Here is a 16,959-nt window from a genome sequence, read left to right as displayed (position 1 = left end):
CCATGGGAGGATGACCGACACCGCGCGCCGTATCGCCGCCCACACCGACATCGCGACCTCGCTGGCCCTGCTGAGCGATGCCGAGCTGGCCGGGCTGGTCGCGGCGGGTGAGCCGCTCGGCACCGGGATCGGCGGCAGAGCGGTGCGGATCACGGTGGAGGGCAGGTCGGTGTTCGTGAAGCGGATCCCGCTGACCGACCGGGAGCGGGACCCGCGCCACGCCCGCTCCACCGCGAACCTCTTCGGCCTGCCGCCGTACTGCCACTACGGCATCGGCGCCATCGGCGGACCGGGGTTCGGCGCCTGGCGGGAGCTGGCCGCACACGTGGCCACGACGAACTGGGTGCTGGCGGGCCGGTTCCCCGGTTTTCCGCTGCTCCACCACGGGCGGGTGCTGCCCGCTGAACCGGCCCCGCTGCCCGGCGAACTCGCGGACATCGAGAGGGCGGTGGCCTACTGGGGCGGCTCCACGGGCGTACGGGACCGGATCGAGGGTCTGCGGGACGCCTCCGCGAGCCTGACCCTGTTCCTGGAGCACTTCCCGTACACCCTGCACGACTGGCTGGACGCCGAACTGCGCACGGACCGCGCGGACTCGGCGTGCGCTTCCACAGCCCGGGGTCTGGAGGAGCTGACCGCCTTCCTCGCGAGCGGCCGACTCCTCCACCTGGATGCCCACTTCCGCAACATCCTCACCGACGGCCGGCAGCTGTACCTCACCGACTTCGGGCTCTCGCTCAGTCCCCGCTTCCGACTGGCCCCGGAGGAGCAGGGCTTCCTCGACCGGCATCGGCACTACGACCTCGCCTACACCACCTACTACCTGGTCATCTGGCTGGTCACCGCGCTGTACGGGTATCGGGGCGAGGAGCGTGCGGAGTTCGTGCGGGGCTGTGCCGGCGGTCGGCGGCCCGAGGGCATCCCCCGGGCCGCCGCCGAGCTGCTGGTCCGGCACGCTCCCGTCGCCGTGACCATGGAGGTCTTCTGCCGGGGGCTGGAGCGGGAGAGCCGGCTGACGCCGTTTCCGTACCCGGACGGCTACAGCAGCTGAACGTTCTCCGCGTAGTGGCAGGCGACCGGGTTCCCGCCGCCCCGGTCGACCAGGTCCGGTACCTGTTCGACGCAGGCGGTGCGTTCGCTGTCGGTGAGCTGGTTCGCGAACTTGGGGCAGCGGGTGCGGAAGCGGCAGCCGCTGGGCGGCCGTACCGGGCTGGGGACGTCGCCCTGGACGATGATCCGTCTGCGGGCGCGTTCCTTGCGCGGATCGGGCAGCGGGATGGCGGAGACGAGGGCCTGGGTGTAGGGGTGTGCGGGACGGGCGAAGAGCTGCCGGGCGGGGGCGATCTCCACCAGACGGCCCAGGTACATCACCGCGACCCGCCGGGCGACATGGCGCATCACGGAGAGGTCGTGCGCCACGAAGAGGAAGGACAGGCCCAGTTCGTTCTGGAGATCCATCAGCAGGTTGAGGACGCCGGCCTGGATGGACACGTCCAGTGCGGAGACCGGCTCGTCCAGCACGATCGCCTTGGGGCGAAGGGCCAACGCCCGCGCGATGCCGATGCGTTGACGCTGACCGCCGGAGAACTCGTGGGCGAAGCGGTTGCCGTGCTCGGGGTTGAGGCCGACCAGGCGCAGCAGTTCACGCACCTCGTCGGCGGCGCCGGGGCCGTAGCGGCCGTGGATGCGCAGGGGTTCGGCGACGATCTCGTGGACGGAGATCCGGGGGTCCAGGGAGGCGTAGGGGTCCTGGAAGACGATCTGCAACTCGCGGCGCACAGGCCGCATCTGACGTCTGCTCAGATCGGTCAGCAGCCGGCCTCGATAGTGCACGGTGCCCGAGGTGGCGTTCTCCAGGTTGAGCAGGGTGCGGGAGACCGTCGTCTTGCCGGAGCCGGACTCACCGACGAGACCGAGCGTCTCGTTCTCGTACAGGTCGAAGGAGACCCCGCAGACGGCGTGCACGTCGCCGACCCGGCGGCGGACGACGCCCCGGGACATCACCGGGAAGTGTTTGACGAGGTCGCGGACCTGGAGGACGGGTTCGCCGGAGCCGCCGTGGCCGGGCAGCGGGGGCAGGGGGCCGGTCATCGGGCATCGTCCTCCAGGTCCGCGAACCGGGCGAGGGCCTCGCTGTCGGCGCCGACGGCGTCGAAGACCTCGTCGGCCGCCGTGTCGACGAGTTCGTCGGCGAAGTGGCAGGCGCTGCGGTGGGCGTCGGATCCGACCGGGCGCAGAGCGGGTTCCGTGCTGTCGCAGGGCTCCCGGCGCATCGGGCAGCGCGGGGCGAAGGGGCAGCCCGGGGGCAGGTTGAGCAGGGAGGGCGGGGAGCCGGTGATGGGGGTCAGGCGGTCCTCCTCGCGGTCCAGTCGGGGCAGGGAGCCGAGCAGGCCCAGGGTGTAGGGCATGCGCGGGGTGTAGAAGATGTCCTCGACCGAGCCGGTCTCCACGATCCGCCCGGCATACATGACGGCGACCCGGTCGGTGTGGCCGGCGACCACCCCGAGGTCGTGGGTGATCAGGACGAGCGCGGCGCCGGTCTCGGCGCGGGCGGCCTCCAGGGCCTCCAGGATCTGGGCCTGGACGGTGACGTCGAGGGCGGTGGTGGGCTCGTCGGCGATGATCACGTCCGGGTTGTTGGCGATCGCGATGGCGATGACGACCCGCTGGCGCATTCCGCCGGAGAGTTCGTGCGGATAGCTGTCGACGCGCCGTTCGGGGCTGGGGATGCCGACCGTGCCGAGGAGTTCCACGGCGCGCTCGCGGGCCGGGCGTCTGCCGAGCCGGGGGTTGTGCCGGAGCAGGGTCTCGGCGATCTGGTAGCCGATCGTGTAGACGGGGTTGAGGGAGGTCATGGGGTCCTGGAAGACCATGGCGATGCCGCTGCCCCGTACCTCCGAGAGGCGACCGTCGGACATCCCGAGCAGCTCCGTGCCGTCGAACCGCACCGAGCCGCGCACCCGGGCCGAGCCGGGCAGCAGCCCCATCACGGCCAGCGCCGTGACGGACTTGCCGGAGCCGGACTCGCCGACGATGCCGAGCGCCTCGCCCCGCTCCAGCCGGTAGCCGACGCCGCGTACGGCCCGTACGACACCGTCCTCGGTCGGGAACTCCACGCTCAGATCCTCGACTTCGAGTACGGCGCCGGACTCCTCGCCCCTGCCGACGACTGCGCCGACACCGCTGCCGAGGCCATGACGCGTGCCTTCGCCGGCGCCTCTGCCGAGGTCGCTGCCCTTGCTCGCGCCTTCACCGGCGCCTCCGCCGAGGTCGCTGTCCTTGCTCGCGCCGTTGCCGTTGTGTTTGTCGGTGGCCGTCACTGTCGCACCCTTTGCTGCCGGGGGTCGAAGGCGTCGCGCAGGCCGTCGCCGATGAAGTTGATGGTGAGGGCGATGGCGATGATGAAGGCGCCGGGGATGTAGAAGAGCCAGGGCCGGGTGTCGACCGCCGTCTGCGCCTGGGCGACCAGCAGTCCGAGGGAGGTGTCGGGCGGTTGGACACCGAACCCGAGGAAGGACAGGGCGGTCTCGGTGAGGATGCCGGTGGCGACCAGGATCGTGGCGTTGACGATGATCGGGCCGAGCGCGTTGGGCAGCAGGTGCCGGAAGATGATCCGGGTGTCGGAGGCGCCGAGCGCCCGGGCGGCCTCCACGAACTCCTTCTCGCGCAGCGACAGTACGGACGAGCGCACCACGCGTGACACGTACGCCCAGGTGAGTCCGGCGATGACCACGGCGATCCAGTACCAGGAGCCGCCACTGCGGGAGGAGATGACCAGCGCGATCGCGAACAGCGGGAGCGTCAGCACCAGATCGGCGATGCGCATCATCAGCGCGTCGACGAACCCCCGGTAGAAGCCGGCGACGGCACCCCACACGGCACCGACGAGGGTGGATCCCAGGGCGATCAGGATGGCGATCTTCAGCGAGGTCTGGGTGCCGCGCATCACCTGGGCGTAGGCGTCGTACCCGGAGGAGTCGGTGCCGAACGGGTGCTTCCAAGAAGGGGGTTGGGAGTTGTCGGGGGTGTACTTGGTGTACGAGTAGTGCCAGAAGTGAGGGCCGAGGAACGCCCACAGCACGATCAGCACGAACACGACCAGGCTGATCATCGCGGCCCGGTGGCGCAGGAAGCGGCGCAGCACCAGCCGGGTCTGGCTGCGCTGTACGACGGTGAACTCGTCGTCCGCTCCCGGTGTCCGGGTGCCGGTCGGCCCGAGTGCCCCGATGTCAGTCATAGCGGATCCTCGGGTCGAGTACGGCGTAGAGGAGGTCGGCGAAGAGGTTGAAGACGATGACGACGACGGCGGAGAGCAGCAGCCAGGCCATGGTCCGGTAGACGTCGAGGGTGGTGGCGGCCTGTACGAGCATCTCGCCCATGCCGTGCCACTGGAAGATCGTCTCCGTGATGACCGCGCCGCCGAGGATGATCGCGATGTCGAGGGCGGTGACGGTGGCGAGCGGGATCAGCGCGGTGCGCAGGGCGTGCCGGGTGAGCACCCGGCCGCGGCGCAGCCCCTTGGCGCGGGCGAGCCGTACGTAGTCGCTGTCCAGGACCTCCAGCATGGAGGCGCGGGTGTAGCGGGTCCAGGAGGCGAAGGAGACCAGGGCCAGGGTGATGGTGGGCAGGATCAGATGGCCGATGCGGTCGGTGAACTCGTTCCAGGTGGTGTCCACTTCGAGGTACGGCGACTTCTCGCCGATGGTGCCGAGGAACTGGCTGCCGGTCTCCTGGTTGAACCAGATGCCGGCCTGCTTGAGCAGCACCGCGAACCAGAACACGGGCATGGCGAGGAAGAGGAAACCGAAGAAGGTGATGGTGTAGTCGGCGGCGCTGTACTGGCGGATCGCGCTGAACACGCCGAAGACGACCGACATCACCAGGGCGAGCAGCATGGCGGCGGCTACCAGGGTGACGGTGACCCGGAAGCGCGTGAACAGGTCGTGGCCGATGTCCAGGTTGGCCTGTACGGACGGGCCCCAGTCGCCGTGCAGGACGCCGGTGATCCAGTTCCAGTACCGCTCCACGGCGGGCTGGTCGGCGTGGATGTGCCGGGCGAACGCGGTCACGGCGGCCTTGCTGGGCGGCGGTTGCCGGGAGGTGGCGAAGTTGGCCACCGGGTCGCCGGAGTTGACGACGACCACGAAGACGATGAACGTCGAGACGATCAGGACGGGTATGGAGACAAGGATGCGGCGCACGGTGTAGGCGAGCATGCGGGTCTTCTCTCGCGGAGGCCCGGCCCCGGGGTCGCCGGGGCCGGGATTCGGATCCGACTGGTCCCCGGGCTACTTCTTGAGGCCCCACGCGCCGACGTTGTACGGCGGTCCGACGTTGGTGGAGTTGTTGCGCATGTTCACGAACCGGGTCTGCACCGCGAGGAAGGTGGGCTTCTGATAGAGCGGCAGCACGTAGGCGTCGTTCACCATGATCTGGTCGGCCTGGTTGAGCAGGGACGCGGCCTTGGCCGAGTCCGTCTCGCCGATGGCCTGGCTGATCAGTGCGTCGACCTTCTTGTTGCTGTAGCCGCCGTAGTTGCCGCCGCCCCCGGTCGACCAGGTCTGCTGGGCGTTGCTGGTCGGGAAGGGCGAGGCGACCCAGGCGAAGACGATGATGTCGTACTGGTGGCCGGCCAGCACCGTGCCGAGGTCGGCGGCGCCGATCGGCTTGATGGTGACCTTGATCCCGAGGTTGGCGAGGTCGCTCTGGAGGATCTGGCACTCGCTCTGCCGGATCTGGTTGCCGGTGGTGTAGCGGCAGTTGAAGGGACCGACCGCCTTGCCGTCCGGGGTCTTCAGGGCGGTGCCGACTCCGGTGAACTTGGCGTCGGTGAGGTACTTCTTGGCCTTGGTGAGATCACCGGAGCCCTGACCGCTGGCGCTCACCACGTCCTGGTAACCGGCCTGGCCGGGCACGAGGTTGTGGTTGTAGAGCTGCTTCACGCCGGAGTCGAACTGGGCGACCGTCTTGGCCATGATGTCCTTGACGCTGATGGCCGTGAACATCGCCTGCCGAAGGGCCAGGTTCTTGCCGATCACCGGGTTGTGCAGGTTGAGGTCGAAGTGCTCCCAGGTCAGCCCGCTGCCGATGGTGTAGGTGACGTTGGGGATGGCCTTGACCTGGTTGACGAGGTCGACCTCGGGCTGCGGGTAGATGCCCTGGACCTCGTTGTTGCGCAGCGCGATCGGTTCCTGGGTGGCGTCCGAGATCACCTTGAAGATCAGCCGTTGCAGGGTGGCCTTCCGGCCCGGCCACTTCGGGTCGGGTTCATAGGTGGCATGGTCGTTGTCGACCCACTCGGTCATCTTGTACGGGCCGGCGGTGGCGTACTTGGTGGGCGGGGTCTTCTGGAAGTACTGCCAGCCCTGGGTCATCTGCGCGGCCGTCATATGGGCGGCGTCACCGGCCTTGGCGCCGGAGAGCTTCTCGGCGACGTGCGCCGGGTAGAGCGGGTAGCCCGCGCCGAACAGGGACTTCCAGTCGGAGTACGACTTGGCCATCACCATGGTGACGGTCTTGCCGTTGTCGGAGCCGGTGACCGACCTGACGCGGTCGTAGCCGGCGGTGCTCTGCGGCAGGCAGCCCTTGGTCTGGGTGGAGTCACTGGCGGGCGGCGGCGGGCAGTCCTTGCCGTCGTTGGTGCGCCAGTAGTAGACGAAGTCGTCGGCGGTGATCGGAGTGCCGTCGTTCCAGGACGCCTTGGGGTTGATCTTGTAGACGATGGTCTGCGGGCTGGTGCTCGTCTGGGTCGCCGAGGTCACCAGGTCGGTGTTGAGCTTGACGCTGAAGTCCGGCTGCGGGACGAAGACCTGGGGCAGCACCGGGCTCAGCGCTTCGGCGTTCTCGAAGGTGTTGCCGTTGGTGTCCTGCACGTTCCACTGCTGGATGTTCTTCTCGATGACATAGGTGAACGTGCCGCCGGCCTTGGTGTCACCGGAGTTGCAGGTGTCGGCCTTGCCCTGGGTGGAGCAGGAGGCGAGACCCGCCGAGGTTCCCTTGTCGCCGCTGCCGCCACCACCGCCTCCGCTGCTGCAGGCGGCTAGCGCCAGGATGAGCCCGGCGACGAGCGTGAGTCCCCTTGTGGGGGCCGAAAAGTGCGCGCGCATGTCCCTCCTTCGACCGGTGGATGTCCGGCCAGTGCACGGCGGCCAGCGGCCGCGAGGAAGTTGAGCTGCGCACCGACGTTAGAACGCTTGTGTACCTCCTTCACGTTCTTGTTCATACCGGGACGGCGTCAATTCACCCTCGCTTGTCCCTCGGAACCTTCCGCCCCGCGCAAAGTCCCCTACACAAGCCCGGGAAATGCCAAAGTCACCGCCAACCTCGCCAGGACCGCGATGACTTGACAGTTAGTCAGGGACTGTCAACCGATCGGCACGCCGGCCTCCAGGTAGAGCGCGGCACCGCGCTCGCGGGCCCGCAGCGCCCAGCGCAGCCGTTCGTAGCGCACCGGGGGCAGCATCTCGGCGGCCTCCTGTTCGGTGACGAAGCGCCAGCCGCGCAGTTCGGGTCCCGGCAGCACCAGCCGCCCGGCCTCGGCGGAGTCCAGTCGGCCGCCGTCGAAGAGCAGCCGCAGGCCTCCGTAGCGGGGCGCTACGGGCTGTTCCCAGTCGACGACCAGCAGCCGCAGCACCTTCTCCAGCCGTAGCCCGGTCTCCTCCTCGACCTCGCGCACGCCCGCCCGCGCGGGGGCCTCGCCGGGCTCGACGACACCGCCGGGGAACTCCCAGCCGGCCTTGTAGGTGGGGTCGACGAGCAGGACGCGGTCCTGCTCGTCGAAGAGGAGCACCCCGGCCGCGAGGGTCTCGGCGGTGGGCTCCGGGGTCTGCACGATGTCGCAGACGGACGCGGCACCCGTGCCGACGGCCTCGGCGATGTACACGGCCGTCTCGTACGGGGTGAGGGCGCTGGTGTCGACGAGATGGGCGTCGGCGCCGATCCAGGAGGCGAGGGCGGCGCGGTAGGGCTCGATCTGGTCGTACGACCACTGCCGGACGCGCATCTCGCCGTCCGGCAGGTCGGACGGGATCTCCCGCCCGGCTATTCGCTCGCGCAGGATCGTTTCGGCCGGGGTGAGACACAGATGCCGGACGGCGATCCGGCGGGCGGCGAGGCCGCCGAAGATCTCGTCGCGGTACTCCTGGCGCAGCAACGTCATGGGAACCACCAGGGTCCCGCCCAGCTCGGCCAGCATCGCGGCCGCCGTGTCGATCACCAGCCGTCGCCAGATCGGCAGGTCCTGGAAGTCGCCGGCCTCGGCGAGGTGCTTGGCCGGTAGCAGGTGTGTCAGTGCCCCGCCGATGACCTCGGGGTCGAAGAGCGTGCTGTTCGGGATCAGTTCGATCAGTTCACGTGCGGTGGTGCTCTTCCCCGCACCGAACGCGCCGTTGACCCAGACGATCACGGACTCCCCCTCTTCTGTTGGCCCCCTGAGGCTTGCCCGCTCCACACTGCCACGGAAACCAGTTCCCGTTGAGGGCGCGCAGAACGGAGTGCCGGTGCTCCCTCGGCGGAACACCGGCACCGTCGTTCGCGCCTGCCCCGCCGGGCTACTCCTGGCCCAGGAAGTCCTGATCGGTCTGGAAGCTGTCCTCGCCCACGAGGTGGCCGACGTGCTCCAGGGTGTCCGAGATGTGCAGGTCGTCGAGCGGACCGTCGGCGGCGGCGTGGGACGGGGTGATGGCGGCCACGACGAATCCGGTGGCCAGGCTGGCGATGGCGAGCATGCTGCGCTTCTTCATGCCCCGTCCAACTACGCGAGCGGCCAGGGGTCACGGGCGGACCCGCGAGGGGAGCAACCTGGCCGCCCGAGCAGCCGATCTTCTACCCGGTGCTCGACGAGGACCACGCGATCAGGATCGCCCGCGACCGGAGCACGATCGACGTGGTCCACGAATTCCGGTGAGGCCCGGTGCCGTCGTCGTACCAGGACATCGGATGTCCTACCTGGCCATCCCACAGGCAGGTCCCCAGGGAACTCATAGCCTCTCGGGGCCGTCAATCAACACAACCCAACGCGCGTGACGGCATCCCATCCCCAACACGCCCCCCAACCAGGGCAGTACGAGAACTGGAGCAACCTTCACCGCTTCCCTTCCAACACAGCTCAACAGCTCCTACCATAAGCGCGCACCGATGACGCCTCCCTGTCGTCATCCCACCTTTCGCGAGTCGGAGGAGCGTAACGATGCGTCACCCTCACACCCGCACAACCCGCCGAAGAGTGGTCGGAGCACTGACCGCAGCACTGCTGTGTACCGCGGGCCTCGCCGCACCCGCCGCCGCCGGCGGCGGGCCGACCGGCTCGCCCACCCCCGCCGACGGTCTCGCCCTCACCCCGCCGATGGGCTTCAACAACTGGAACTCCACGCACTGCGGTGCGGACTTCGACGAGACCATGGTCGAGGGCATCGCCGACCTCTTCGTGGCGAAGGGCCTCAAGGACGCCGGCTACCGGTACGTCAACCTCGACGACTGCTGGGCCCTGCCGAGCCGCGACGCGGACGGCAAGCTGGTCCCGGACCCGGCACGGTTCCCCCACGGCATCAAGGCGGTCGCCGACTACGTGCACGCCAAGGGCCTCAAGCTCGGCATCTACACCAGCGCGGGCACCAAGACCTGCAACGACGCGGGCTTCCCGGGCGCCCTCGGCCACGAGTACAGCGACGCCCGGCAGTTCGCCGACTGGGGCGTCGACTATCTCAAGTACGACAACTGCAACAACCAGGGCGTGGACGCCAAGCAGCGCTACCTCACCATGCGGGACGCGCTGCGGGCGACCGGGCGGCCCATCGTCTACAGCATCTGCGAATGGGGCGAGAACAAGCCCTGGGAGTGGGCGTCGGATGTCGGCCAGCTGTGGCGCACCACCGGGGACATCAGCGACAGCTGGGGCTCGATGGTCTCGATCCTGAAGCAGAACCTGCCGCTCGCGCCCTACGCGGGCCCCGGGCACTGGAACGACCCGGACATGCTGGAGGTCGGCAACGGCGGCATGACCGACACCGAGTACCGCTCGCACTTCTCGCTGTGGTCGATGATGGCCGCCCCGCTGCTCATCGGCACCGACCTGCGCAAGGCATCCCCGGCGACCTTCGACATCCTGGACAACAAGGAGGTCATCGCCGTCGACCAGGACCCGCTCGGCAAGCAGGGCACGGTGCTCTCCTCCGCCGGCGGACGCTGGGTCGTGGCCAAGGAGTTGAAGGACGGCAGCCGCGCGGTCGCCCTCTTCAACGAGTCCGGCTCCCCCCAGCGCATCGCGACCACCGCCCAGGCGGCCGGACTTCCGAACGCGCCCGCCTACACCCTGCGCGACCTGTGGCGGCACCGGAGCTACAACACCGCGGGCACCATCTCCGCGGTCGTCCCGGCACACGGCACCGTCCTGGTCCGGGTCGCCGCCGACCGGCGCTGGGCGGCCAACCCGCCGGCCGTCGAACTCGGCCTGACCGGCGGCCGGTTCGTCGAGCCGGGCAGCACGGCCGTGCTCACCACCTCCGTCACCGACCTCGGCCGCAGCACCGCCCACAAGGTCTCCGTGACGCTCACCGGCCCCCGGGGCTGGACCGTCACCCCGACCTCGCCGACCAGGACCACGGCACTGCCGACGGGCCGTGCCCTGCGCACCGGCTGGAAGGTGACCGCCCCCGCGGGGACGCCGAAGGGGTCCTACGACCTCGGGCTCAGGGCGAGTTACCGGTCGCCGGCCGGAGTGCGCGCCGAGAGCACCGTGACGATCACGACGACCGTCGCGGACCCGCCGCCCGCCGGAAGCTCCTATCTCAGCGACCTCCCCTGGCTGTCGGCCGACAACGGCTGGGGCCCCGTGGAGCGCGACACCAGCAACGGGGAGACCGCCGCGGGCGACGGGCATCCGATCACCGTCGGCGGTGTGGTGTACGCCAAGGGGCTCGGCACCCATGCTCAGAGCCAGGTCGACTACTACACCGGGAAGGCGTGCGAGAAGGTCACCGCCGAGGTCGGCGTGGACGACGAGGAAGGCGCCGCCGGAAGCGTCTCCTTCGAGGTGTGGGCGGACGGCACGAAGGTCGCCTCGACCGGCGTGCTGACCACGGACATGCCCGCCCAGCCGCTCACCGCCGACGTCACCGGCGCCGAGGTCGTCAGCCTCGTCGTCACCGACGGCGGGAACGGCGTCACCTCCGACCACGGCGACTGGGCGGACGCGCGGATCACCTGCTGACGGCCCGCGGCGACCGCGTCGCACGTTCCCGGCCGGCCGTCCCCGAGCGGCCCGGTCGGCCGGACCTGAACCCCGGCCGACCGGGCCTGAACGTTCCTGCCGAGTACGGCGGCTGTCTCAGACCCCCGCCGTCGTCGCGTCCGTGCCCATCCGCGCCAGCGCGGCCGCCGCGGCGCCCACCAGTCCCGCGTCCGTGCCCATCTGGGCCGGCACGATCGTCAGGCGCTGCACGAAGGAGAGGGTCGCGTAGTCGGTGAGGGCCTTGCGCAGCGGCGTGAAGAGGATGTCCCCCGCCTTGCCCACCCCGCCGCCGATCACCGCGATGTCGATCTCGACCAGGGTCGCGGTGGCCGCGATCCCGGCCGCCAGCGCCTGCGCGGCCCGCTCGAAGGACGCCACCGCGACCGGGTCGCCGGTCCGGGCCGCGTCCGCGACCGCCGCCGCCGAGGTGTCGCCGTCGGGACCCGGCTGCCAGCCGCCCTCCAGCGCGCGCCGGGCGATGTTGGGGCCGCTCGCGATGCGTTCCACGCAGCCGCGCGATCCGCAGGGACAGGGGTCCCCGTCGAGGTCGACGCTGATGTGACCGATGTGGCCCGCGTTGCCGGTCGGTCCGGGGTGCAGTTTCCCGCCGAGCACCAGGCCGCCGCCGACACCCGTCGACACCACCATGCACAGCGCGTTGTCGTGGCCGCGGGCCGCGCCCTGCCAGTGTTCGGCGGCCGTGATGGCGACGCCGTCGCCGATCAGCTCGACCGGCAGCCCGCCGGACGCCGCGCGGACCCGCTCGACGAGCGGGAAGTCCCGCCAGCCCGGCACGTTGACCGGACTCACGGTGCCGGCGGAGGCGTCCACCGGACCCGCGCTGCCGATCCCGAGCGAGCCGGCCCTTCCCCACAGGGGTGAACCGGCGAGTTCGCCGACCACCTCCTCGACGGCCCCCATGACCGTCTCGCCGTCCTGCTGGGCGGGCGTCGCGCGCTGGGCGCGCGCCTGGATCCGTCCGTGACCGTCCACCAGAGCGCCGGCGATCTTGGTGCCGCCGATGTCGAGGGCCGCCACGAGGTCGGTGTGCATCAGAGTCAGATCTCCCCGTCAACCATGAGTAACCGAGTGAAAGGCAGCCGTCCAGCGGTGGGGGCGCGGGCCGGAGATTGCGGTGGACAGTCTCCCTCGCATCTGACAACGTTGTCCAGGCTCTATGCTCGACGCCACATCCTCATACAAACCCATGGACCTGTGCATCCCCCGTGGACAACAGGAATCCCACCGTGGACGACAGGACAGGACGCCGCATCGTGCCCGAGACCTCCCGCCGCGCAGACCGCCTTCCCGGCTCCCGTTACGGGACCCGGCCGACGATGAAGGACGTGGCTGCGCGCGCCGGTGTAGGCCTGAAGACGGTGTCCCGGGTGGTCAACGGCGAGCCCGGGGTGACCCCGGACACCGAGCGGCGGGTCCAGGAGGCGATCGACGCGCTCGGCTTCCGCCGCAACGACAGCGCACGGGTGCTGCGCAAGGGCCGTACCGCGAGCATCGGTCTGGTCCTGGAGGACCTCGCCGACCCGTTCTACGGCCCGCTCAGCCGTGCCGTCGAGGAGGTGGCCCGGGCCCATGGCGCGCTGCTGATCAACGGATCCAGCGCCGAGGACCCGGACCGGGAGCAGGAGTTGGCGCTCGCGCTGTGCGCGCGGCGGGTGGACGGGCTGGTGGTGATCCCGGCCGGGGACGACCACCGTTATCTGGAGCCGGAGATCAGAGCGGGCGTGGCCACGGTGTTCGTGGACCGCCCGGCCGGGAAGATCGACGCCGACGTGGTGCTGTCCGACAACTACGGCGGGGCCCGCGACGGCGTCGCCCATCTGATCGCGCACGGCCACCACCGGATCGGCTTCATCGGCGACATGCCCGGCATCCACACGGCGGCCGAGCGGTTGCGGGGCTACCGGGCCGCGATGGAGGACGCCGGGATATCCGTCGAGCCGGCGTGGACCTCCCTCGGCATGACGGACCCGGAGCGGGTGCGCCGGGCCGCCGAGGAGATGCTGTCCGGGCCGGCGCCGGTGACCGCGATCTTCACCGGAAACAACCGGGTGACCGTCACCGTGATCCGGGTCCTCGCCGAACAGCCCCGCCCGGTCGCGCTCGTCGGGTTCGACGACATCGAGCTGGCCGATCTCCTGCATCCGGGCCTCACGGTCGTCGCCCAGGACGCGGCCCTGCTCGGCCGTACAGCCGCCGAGCGGCTCTTCCGCCAGCTGGACGGCGTTCTCCTGGCGCCGGAGCGCATCGAGCTGCCGACCCGGCTGGTCACCCGCGGCTCGGGCGAGCTGCCGCCCTCGGAGTGAGCGGCGCGTGAGCGGCCGTACACTCGCGGAGCTGGGCCTCGACCTGGCACCGCGCGACCACCCGCTGACCTACCCCGGCTCCTGGCCCGCCGACTCCGGACTCCTCGACGGCGACCGGCTGTTGCCGCTGGACCGGCTGGTGCACGACGACGGACGGGTACCGGTGCTCGCGGTCGGCTCCAACGCCTCCCCCGCCCAACTCCAGCACAAGATGGCCGAGTCCGGGGTGACCGGGCCGATCCCCATGGTGCGCACCCGGGTGACCGGCCTCGACGTGGGCGTCTCCGCGCATGTCAGCCGGCTCGGCTATGTCTCGGCGTCCCCGCTCCGATCCGCCACGACGGTACGGGAGTTGTTCGTCGTCTGGCTGGACGGACCGCAACTGGAGGTGATCGACGCGAGCGAGGGCGTGCCGCTGCCGGGCGGCAACTTCGGCCGGGCCTGGCTGCCCGCCCCGCACGTGCGCGTCGCCCTCGCGGACGGCACCACGCTCCCCGGCGTCCACGCCTACGTCAACCGGCACGGTGTCCTGCACGACGGCACCGGCACACCTCGCCGCCACCCCGGCGAGCGCACCCTCCTCACCGAACTCCTCGAAGAATCAGCGGCGTTGAGGGAGCTGTTCGGTGTCACGCCCGAGGAGTTCTGCACGCGTGCGCGGGCCGACTCCGAACTGTGCCGCCGGGGCACCCGGTTGTTCGCCGAACGGAACTGGGCGGTCGCGTCGGGCCTGGAGCGGTACCTGCGCGTTCAGCAGACGGGAAGACCGGGGACCGGCTCGTCGTGGGCGCCGCCCTCGGTGTAGACGCCGCTGATGTACACGCCGGTGTCGCCTTTGTCGTCGTCGGTCCCGGCCCACCAGACGTCCGCCCCCAGACGTCGGTCCGCCTGCCGCGGGGCGCCCGGCGGCCCGGATCTCCCGAACCCGGACACGCCGGCCGCTACTTGCCCCGGGCCGTCAGGTCGCCGCGTCGAGGTGCCGCGAAGCCCTCCAGGTCGGCTCGGGTCAGACCGGCCAGCCGGGCCACCTCGGCGATGTCCAGGGCGCCGCAGTCCAGTCCGCGCAGCAGGTAGCCGCTGAGAGCCTTGGCGGTGGCCGGCTCGTCCATGACGTCACCGCCGGTGCGGTTGGCGTACCGCGCGAGCCGGGCGGCGGCCTGTTCGAAACCCTCGCGGTAGAAGGCGAACACGGCCGCGTACCGGGTCGGGATGTGGCCGGGGTGCATGTCCCAGCCCTGGTAGTAGGCGCGGGCCAGGGCGCGCCGGGTGAGCCCATAGTGCAGCCGCCAGGCGTCGTGCACCTTCGCGGTGGGGCCGACCGGCAGCACGTTGGTGGAACCGTCCGACACGCGTACGCCGGTACCGGCGGCCGCGACCTGCATGACCGCCTTGGCGTGGTCGGCGGCCGGGTGGTCGCTGGCCTGGTAGGCGGCGGAGACGCCGAGGCAGGCACTGTAGTCGAAGGTGCCGTAGTGCAGTCCGGTGGCGCGGCCCTCGGCAGCCTGGATCATCCGGGCGACGGTGGCGGTGCCGTCGGTGGCGAGGATGGACTGGCTGGTCTCGATCTGGATCTCGAAGCCGATCCGGCCCGCCTCCACACCGTGCGCCTTCTCGAAGGCCTCCAGGAGCCGGACCATCGCGGTGACCTGCTCGGGGTAGGTCACCTTGGGCAGGGTCAGCACCAGGCCCTCGGGCAGCCCGCCGGCCGCCATCAGCCCGGTGAGGAAGATGTCGAGGGTGCGGATGCCCCGGTCGCGCACCGCGGCCTCCATGCACTTCATCCGGATGCCCATGTACGGCGCCGCCGTCCCCTCGGCATACGCCTGGGCGATCAGCCGCGCCGCCCGGGCCGCCGTCTCGTCCTCCTCGGCGTCGGGGCGGGGGCCGTAGCCGTCCTCGAAGTCGACGCGCAGGTCTTCGATCGGCTCTCGCTCCAGTTTGGCGCGGACCCGGGAGTGGACGGGCTCGGCGAGTTCCTCGGACAGGCCGAGGACGGCGGCGAAGGCGGCGGCGTCGGGGGCGTGTTCGTCGAGGGCGGCCAGCGCCCGGTCGCCCCAGGAGCGGATGGTGTCCGCGGCGAAGGCGTCACCGGGGACGTACACGGTGTGGACGGGCTGGCGGGTGCCGGGGTCGCCCGGGTAACGACGCTCCAGTTCGGCGTCGACCGGCGCGAGGGAGGCGCTGATCTCCTCGCTGACGGCGCCCGCGAGACTCGTCGCCACCTTCTGCTGCTGGCCCTGGCCCATCCCACACCCTCCTGTTTTCCACTGTACGGAATCAACAATCCGTTGAATGAAGTTATCCGGGCGCCTTCGGGATGGTCAACACCATGTCCACCGTGCGACACGCCCCCATCTGGGCATGTTCACGCTCGACTCACACCTGGGTAGCACACTCTCTGCGCAGGACTCGCCTTACGCACGCCGCGTCCGGCCGTCGCCACCGAAGGAGCACCCGTGCCGAAGCAGCGCCGAGTCACCCGCCGCCTGGGTCTGAAGGTCCTGTTGGCCGCGGCGGTCACCGTGCCCCTCGCCAGTACCGCGGTCTCCGCGTCGTCCGCCTCCTCCAGGCCGTCCGCCACCCTGCGGTCCGGGCGGGCGACCCCTTCGGCTCCGCCACGGCCCGCGCCCCGGCTCGACGTCATGACCTTCAACCTGCGGTACGCGAGCACCGCCGAGCCCAACAGCTGGGCCGACCGCCGCCCCGTGATGAGCGAACTGCTGCACCGCGCGCACCCCCAGGTCATCGGCACCCAGGAAGGCCTCTACCAGCAACTGCGCGACATCGACGCCGACCTGGGACCGCACTACGACTGGATCGGCACCGGCCGCGAGGGCGGCAGCCGGGACGAGTCCACGGCGATCTACTACGACATCCGGCGCCTGGCCCCCGTGGAGCACTACACCTTCTGGCTCTCCGACACCCCGGAGGTCATCCGCTCCAACACCTGGAACGCCGCCTTCCCCCGCATCGTCACCTGGGTCCGCTTCCGCGATCTCGCCGACGACGACCGAGAGTTCTACGTCGCCAACACCCACTTCGACCAGAAGAGCCAGTACGCCCGCGAGCGCAGCGCGACCCTGCTCACCCAGCGGATCGCGGAGTTCGACCCCGCGCTGCCGGTCGTGGTGACCGGCGACTTCAACGCCGCCGCGCACAAGAACCCGGCCTACGACACCCTGGTGGACTCCGGGCTCGTGGACGCCTGGGACGCGGCACAGCGGCGGGGCACCCTGTACGGCACCTTCCACGGCTACCACCGGCTGAAGCAGGACGGCGACCGTATCGACTGGATCCTGACCTCGCCGGGTGTGACCACGCACCAGGCGACGATCGACACCTTCTCGATGCACGGCCAGTTCCCGAGCGACCATCTGCCCGTGCAGGCCTCGCTGAGCCTGCGCTGAC

At 70.6% G+C, this 16,959-nt stretch carries 14 protein-coding genes; 5 read left to right on the top strand and 9 right to left on the bottom strand.

Features of this window, described 5'->3' with window-relative positions; all coding sequences use genetic code 11:
• Positions 1-10: 10 nt before the first annotated feature.
• Positions 11-1,051 carry a protein kinase family protein gene (locus ABZ642_RS34565; RefSeq protein ID WP_360491423.1) on the top strand — a complete coding sequence of 347 codons (1,041 nt, stop codon included), beginning with the start codon at positions 11-13 and terminating at the stop codon, positions 1,049-1,051.
• Here the strand turns inward: ABZ642_RS34565 and ABZ642_RS34560 are convergent.
• From ABZ642_RS34560 to ABZ642_RS34530, 7 genes are all read right to left on the bottom strand, one after another.
• Positions 1,039-2,091 carry an oligopeptide/dipeptide ABC transporter ATP-binding protein gene (locus ABZ642_RS34560; protein ID WP_360491420.1) on the bottom strand — a complete coding sequence of 351 codons (1,053 nt, stop codon included), beginning with the start codon at positions 2,089-2,091 and terminating at the stop codon, positions 1,039-1,041. The genes ABZ642_RS34565 and ABZ642_RS34560 overlap by 13 nt on opposite strands.
• On the bottom strand, positions 2,088-3,320 hold the full coding sequence (locus tag ABZ642_RS34555; protein ID WP_360491417.1) for an ABC transporter ATP-binding protein: 1,233 nt from the start codon (positions 3,318-3,320) through the stop codon (positions 2,088-2,090). Before ABZ642_RS34555 ends, ABZ642_RS34560 begins: the two co-directional genes overlap by 4 nt.
• On the bottom strand, positions 3,317-4,237 hold the full coding sequence (locus tag ABZ642_RS34550; RefSeq protein WP_360491414.1) for an ABC transporter permease: 921 nt from the start codon (positions 4,235-4,237) through the stop codon (positions 3,317-3,319). Before ABZ642_RS34550 ends, ABZ642_RS34555 begins: the two co-directional genes overlap by 4 nt.
• The gene (locus tag ABZ642_RS34545; RefSeq protein ID WP_360491411.1) at positions 4,230-5,216 is read right to left on the bottom strand and encodes an ABC transporter permease; all 987 of its coding nucleotides are present in this window, start codon (positions 5,214-5,216) and stop codon (positions 4,230-4,232) included. The genes ABZ642_RS34550 and ABZ642_RS34545 overlap by 8 nt, the downstream gene beginning before the upstream one ends.
• 72 nt (positions 5,217-5,288) lie before the next feature.
• Complete coding sequence (locus ABZ642_RS34540; protein WP_360491408.1) at positions 5,289-7,106, bottom strand: ABC transporter family substrate-binding protein; 1,818 nt, start codon at positions 7,104-7,106, stop codon at positions 5,289-5,291.
• A 257-nt stretch (positions 7,107-7,363) separates the two neighbouring features.
• Entirely contained in the window at positions 7,364-8,404 is a 1,041-nt protein-coding gene (locus ABZ642_RS34535) for an NUDIX domain-containing protein (protein WP_360491405.1), read from the bottom strand.
• 145 nt (positions 8,405-8,549) lie between these two features.
• Positions 8,550-8,741, bottom strand: coding sequence for a hypothetical protein (locus tag ABZ642_RS34530; RefSeq protein WP_360491402.1), 192 nt, complete (start codon positions 8,739-8,741; stop codon positions 8,550-8,552).
• A gap of 446 nt (positions 8,742-9,187) precedes the next feature.
• On the opposite strand from ABZ642_RS34530, the gene ABZ642_RS34525 reads away from it, so the two are divergent.
• Positions 9,188-11,206: an NPCBM/NEW2 domain-containing protein gene (locus ABZ642_RS34525; RefSeq protein ID WP_360491399.1), complete on the top strand. Its 2,019-nt coding sequence runs from the start codon at positions 9,188-9,190 to the stop codon at positions 11,204-11,206.
• Positions 11,207-11,323: 117 nt separating this feature from the next.
• Here ABZ642_RS34525 and ABZ642_RS34520 read toward each other — a convergent pair whose 3' ends face one another.
• Complete coding sequence (locus ABZ642_RS34520; RefSeq protein WP_360491396.1) at positions 11,324-12,280, bottom strand: ROK family protein; 957 nt, start codon at positions 12,278-12,280, stop codon at positions 11,324-11,326.
• Between the two features lie 221 nt (positions 12,281-12,501).
• Between ABZ642_RS34520 and ABZ642_RS34515 the strand changes: the two genes are divergently transcribed.
• A complete protein-coding gene (locus ABZ642_RS34515; protein WP_360491667.1) occupies positions 12,502-13,551 on the top strand; it encodes a LacI family DNA-binding transcriptional regulator in 1,050 nt (349 codons plus the stop codon).
• A 7-nt stretch (positions 13,552-13,558) separates the two neighbouring features.
• A complete protein-coding gene (locus ABZ642_RS34510) occupies positions 13,559-14,356 on the top strand; it encodes a hypothetical protein (protein WP_360491393.1) in 798 nt (265 codons plus the stop codon).
• Positions 14,357-14,492: 136 nt separating this feature from the next.
• On the opposite strand, the gene ABZ642_RS34505 is transcribed toward ABZ642_RS34510, so the two are convergent.
• On the bottom strand, positions 14,493-15,797 hold the full coding sequence (locus tag ABZ642_RS34505; protein WP_360491390.1) for an aldolase/citrate lyase family protein: 1,305 nt from the start codon (positions 15,795-15,797) through the stop codon (positions 14,493-14,495).
• Between the two features lie 210 nt (positions 15,798-16,007).
• Here ABZ642_RS34505 and ABZ642_RS34500 point away from each other — a divergent pair, with 210 nt between their 5' ends.
• Positions 16,008-16,958: an endonuclease/exonuclease/phosphatase family protein gene (locus tag ABZ642_RS34500; RefSeq protein ID WP_360491387.1), complete on the top strand. Its 951-nt coding sequence runs from the start codon at positions 16,008-16,010 to the stop codon at positions 16,956-16,958.
• Position 16,959: the final 1 nt, after the last annotated feature.

Origin of the sequence: Streptomyces sp. NPDC007157, assembly GCF_040634235.1 — a bacterium.
Lineage (GTDB): Bacteria > Actinomycetota > Actinomycetes > Streptomycetales > Streptomycetaceae > Streptomyces.
The sequence above is the reverse complement of the archived record's forward strand: the minus strand, read 5'-3'. Positions and strand labels throughout refer to the sequence as shown.

Bases quoted from the DNA above. Each gene is read 5' to 3' on its own strand.
- ABZ642_RS34525 (WP_360491399.1), top strand. From the start codon at position 9,188: ATGCGTCACCCTCACACCCGCACAACCCGCCGAAGAGTGGTCGGAGCA.
- ABZ642_RS34560 (WP_360491420.1), bottom strand. From the start codon at position 2,091: ATGACCGGCCCCCTGCCCCCGCTGCCCGGCCACGGCGGCTCCGGCGAA.
- ABZ642_RS34520 (WP_360491396.1), bottom strand. From the start codon at position 12,280: ATGCACACCGACCTCGTGGCGGCCCTCGACATCGGCGGCACCAAGATC.
- ABZ642_RS34530 (WP_360491402.1), bottom strand. From the start codon at position 8,741: ATGAAGAAGCGCAGCATGCTCGCCATCGCCAGCCTGGCCACCGGATTC.
- ABZ642_RS34545 (WP_360491411.1), bottom strand. From the start codon at position 5,216: ATGCTCGCCTACACCGTGCGCCGCATCCTTGTCTCCATACCCGTCCTG.
- ABZ642_RS34540 (WP_360491408.1), bottom strand. From the start codon at position 7,106: ATGCGCGCGCACTTTTCGGCCCCCACAAGGGGACTCACGCTCGTCGCC.
- ABZ642_RS34505 (WP_360491390.1), bottom strand. From the start codon at position 15,797: ATGGGCCAGGGCCAGCAGCAGAAGGTGGCGACGAGTCTCGCGGGCGCC.
- ABZ642_RS34565 (WP_360491423.1), top strand. From the start codon at position 11: ATGACCGACACCGCGCGCCGTATCGCCGCCCACACCGACATCGCGACC.
- ABZ642_RS34550 (WP_360491414.1), bottom strand. From the start codon at position 4,237: ATGACTGACATCGGGGCACTCGGGCCGACCGGCACCCGGACACCGGGA.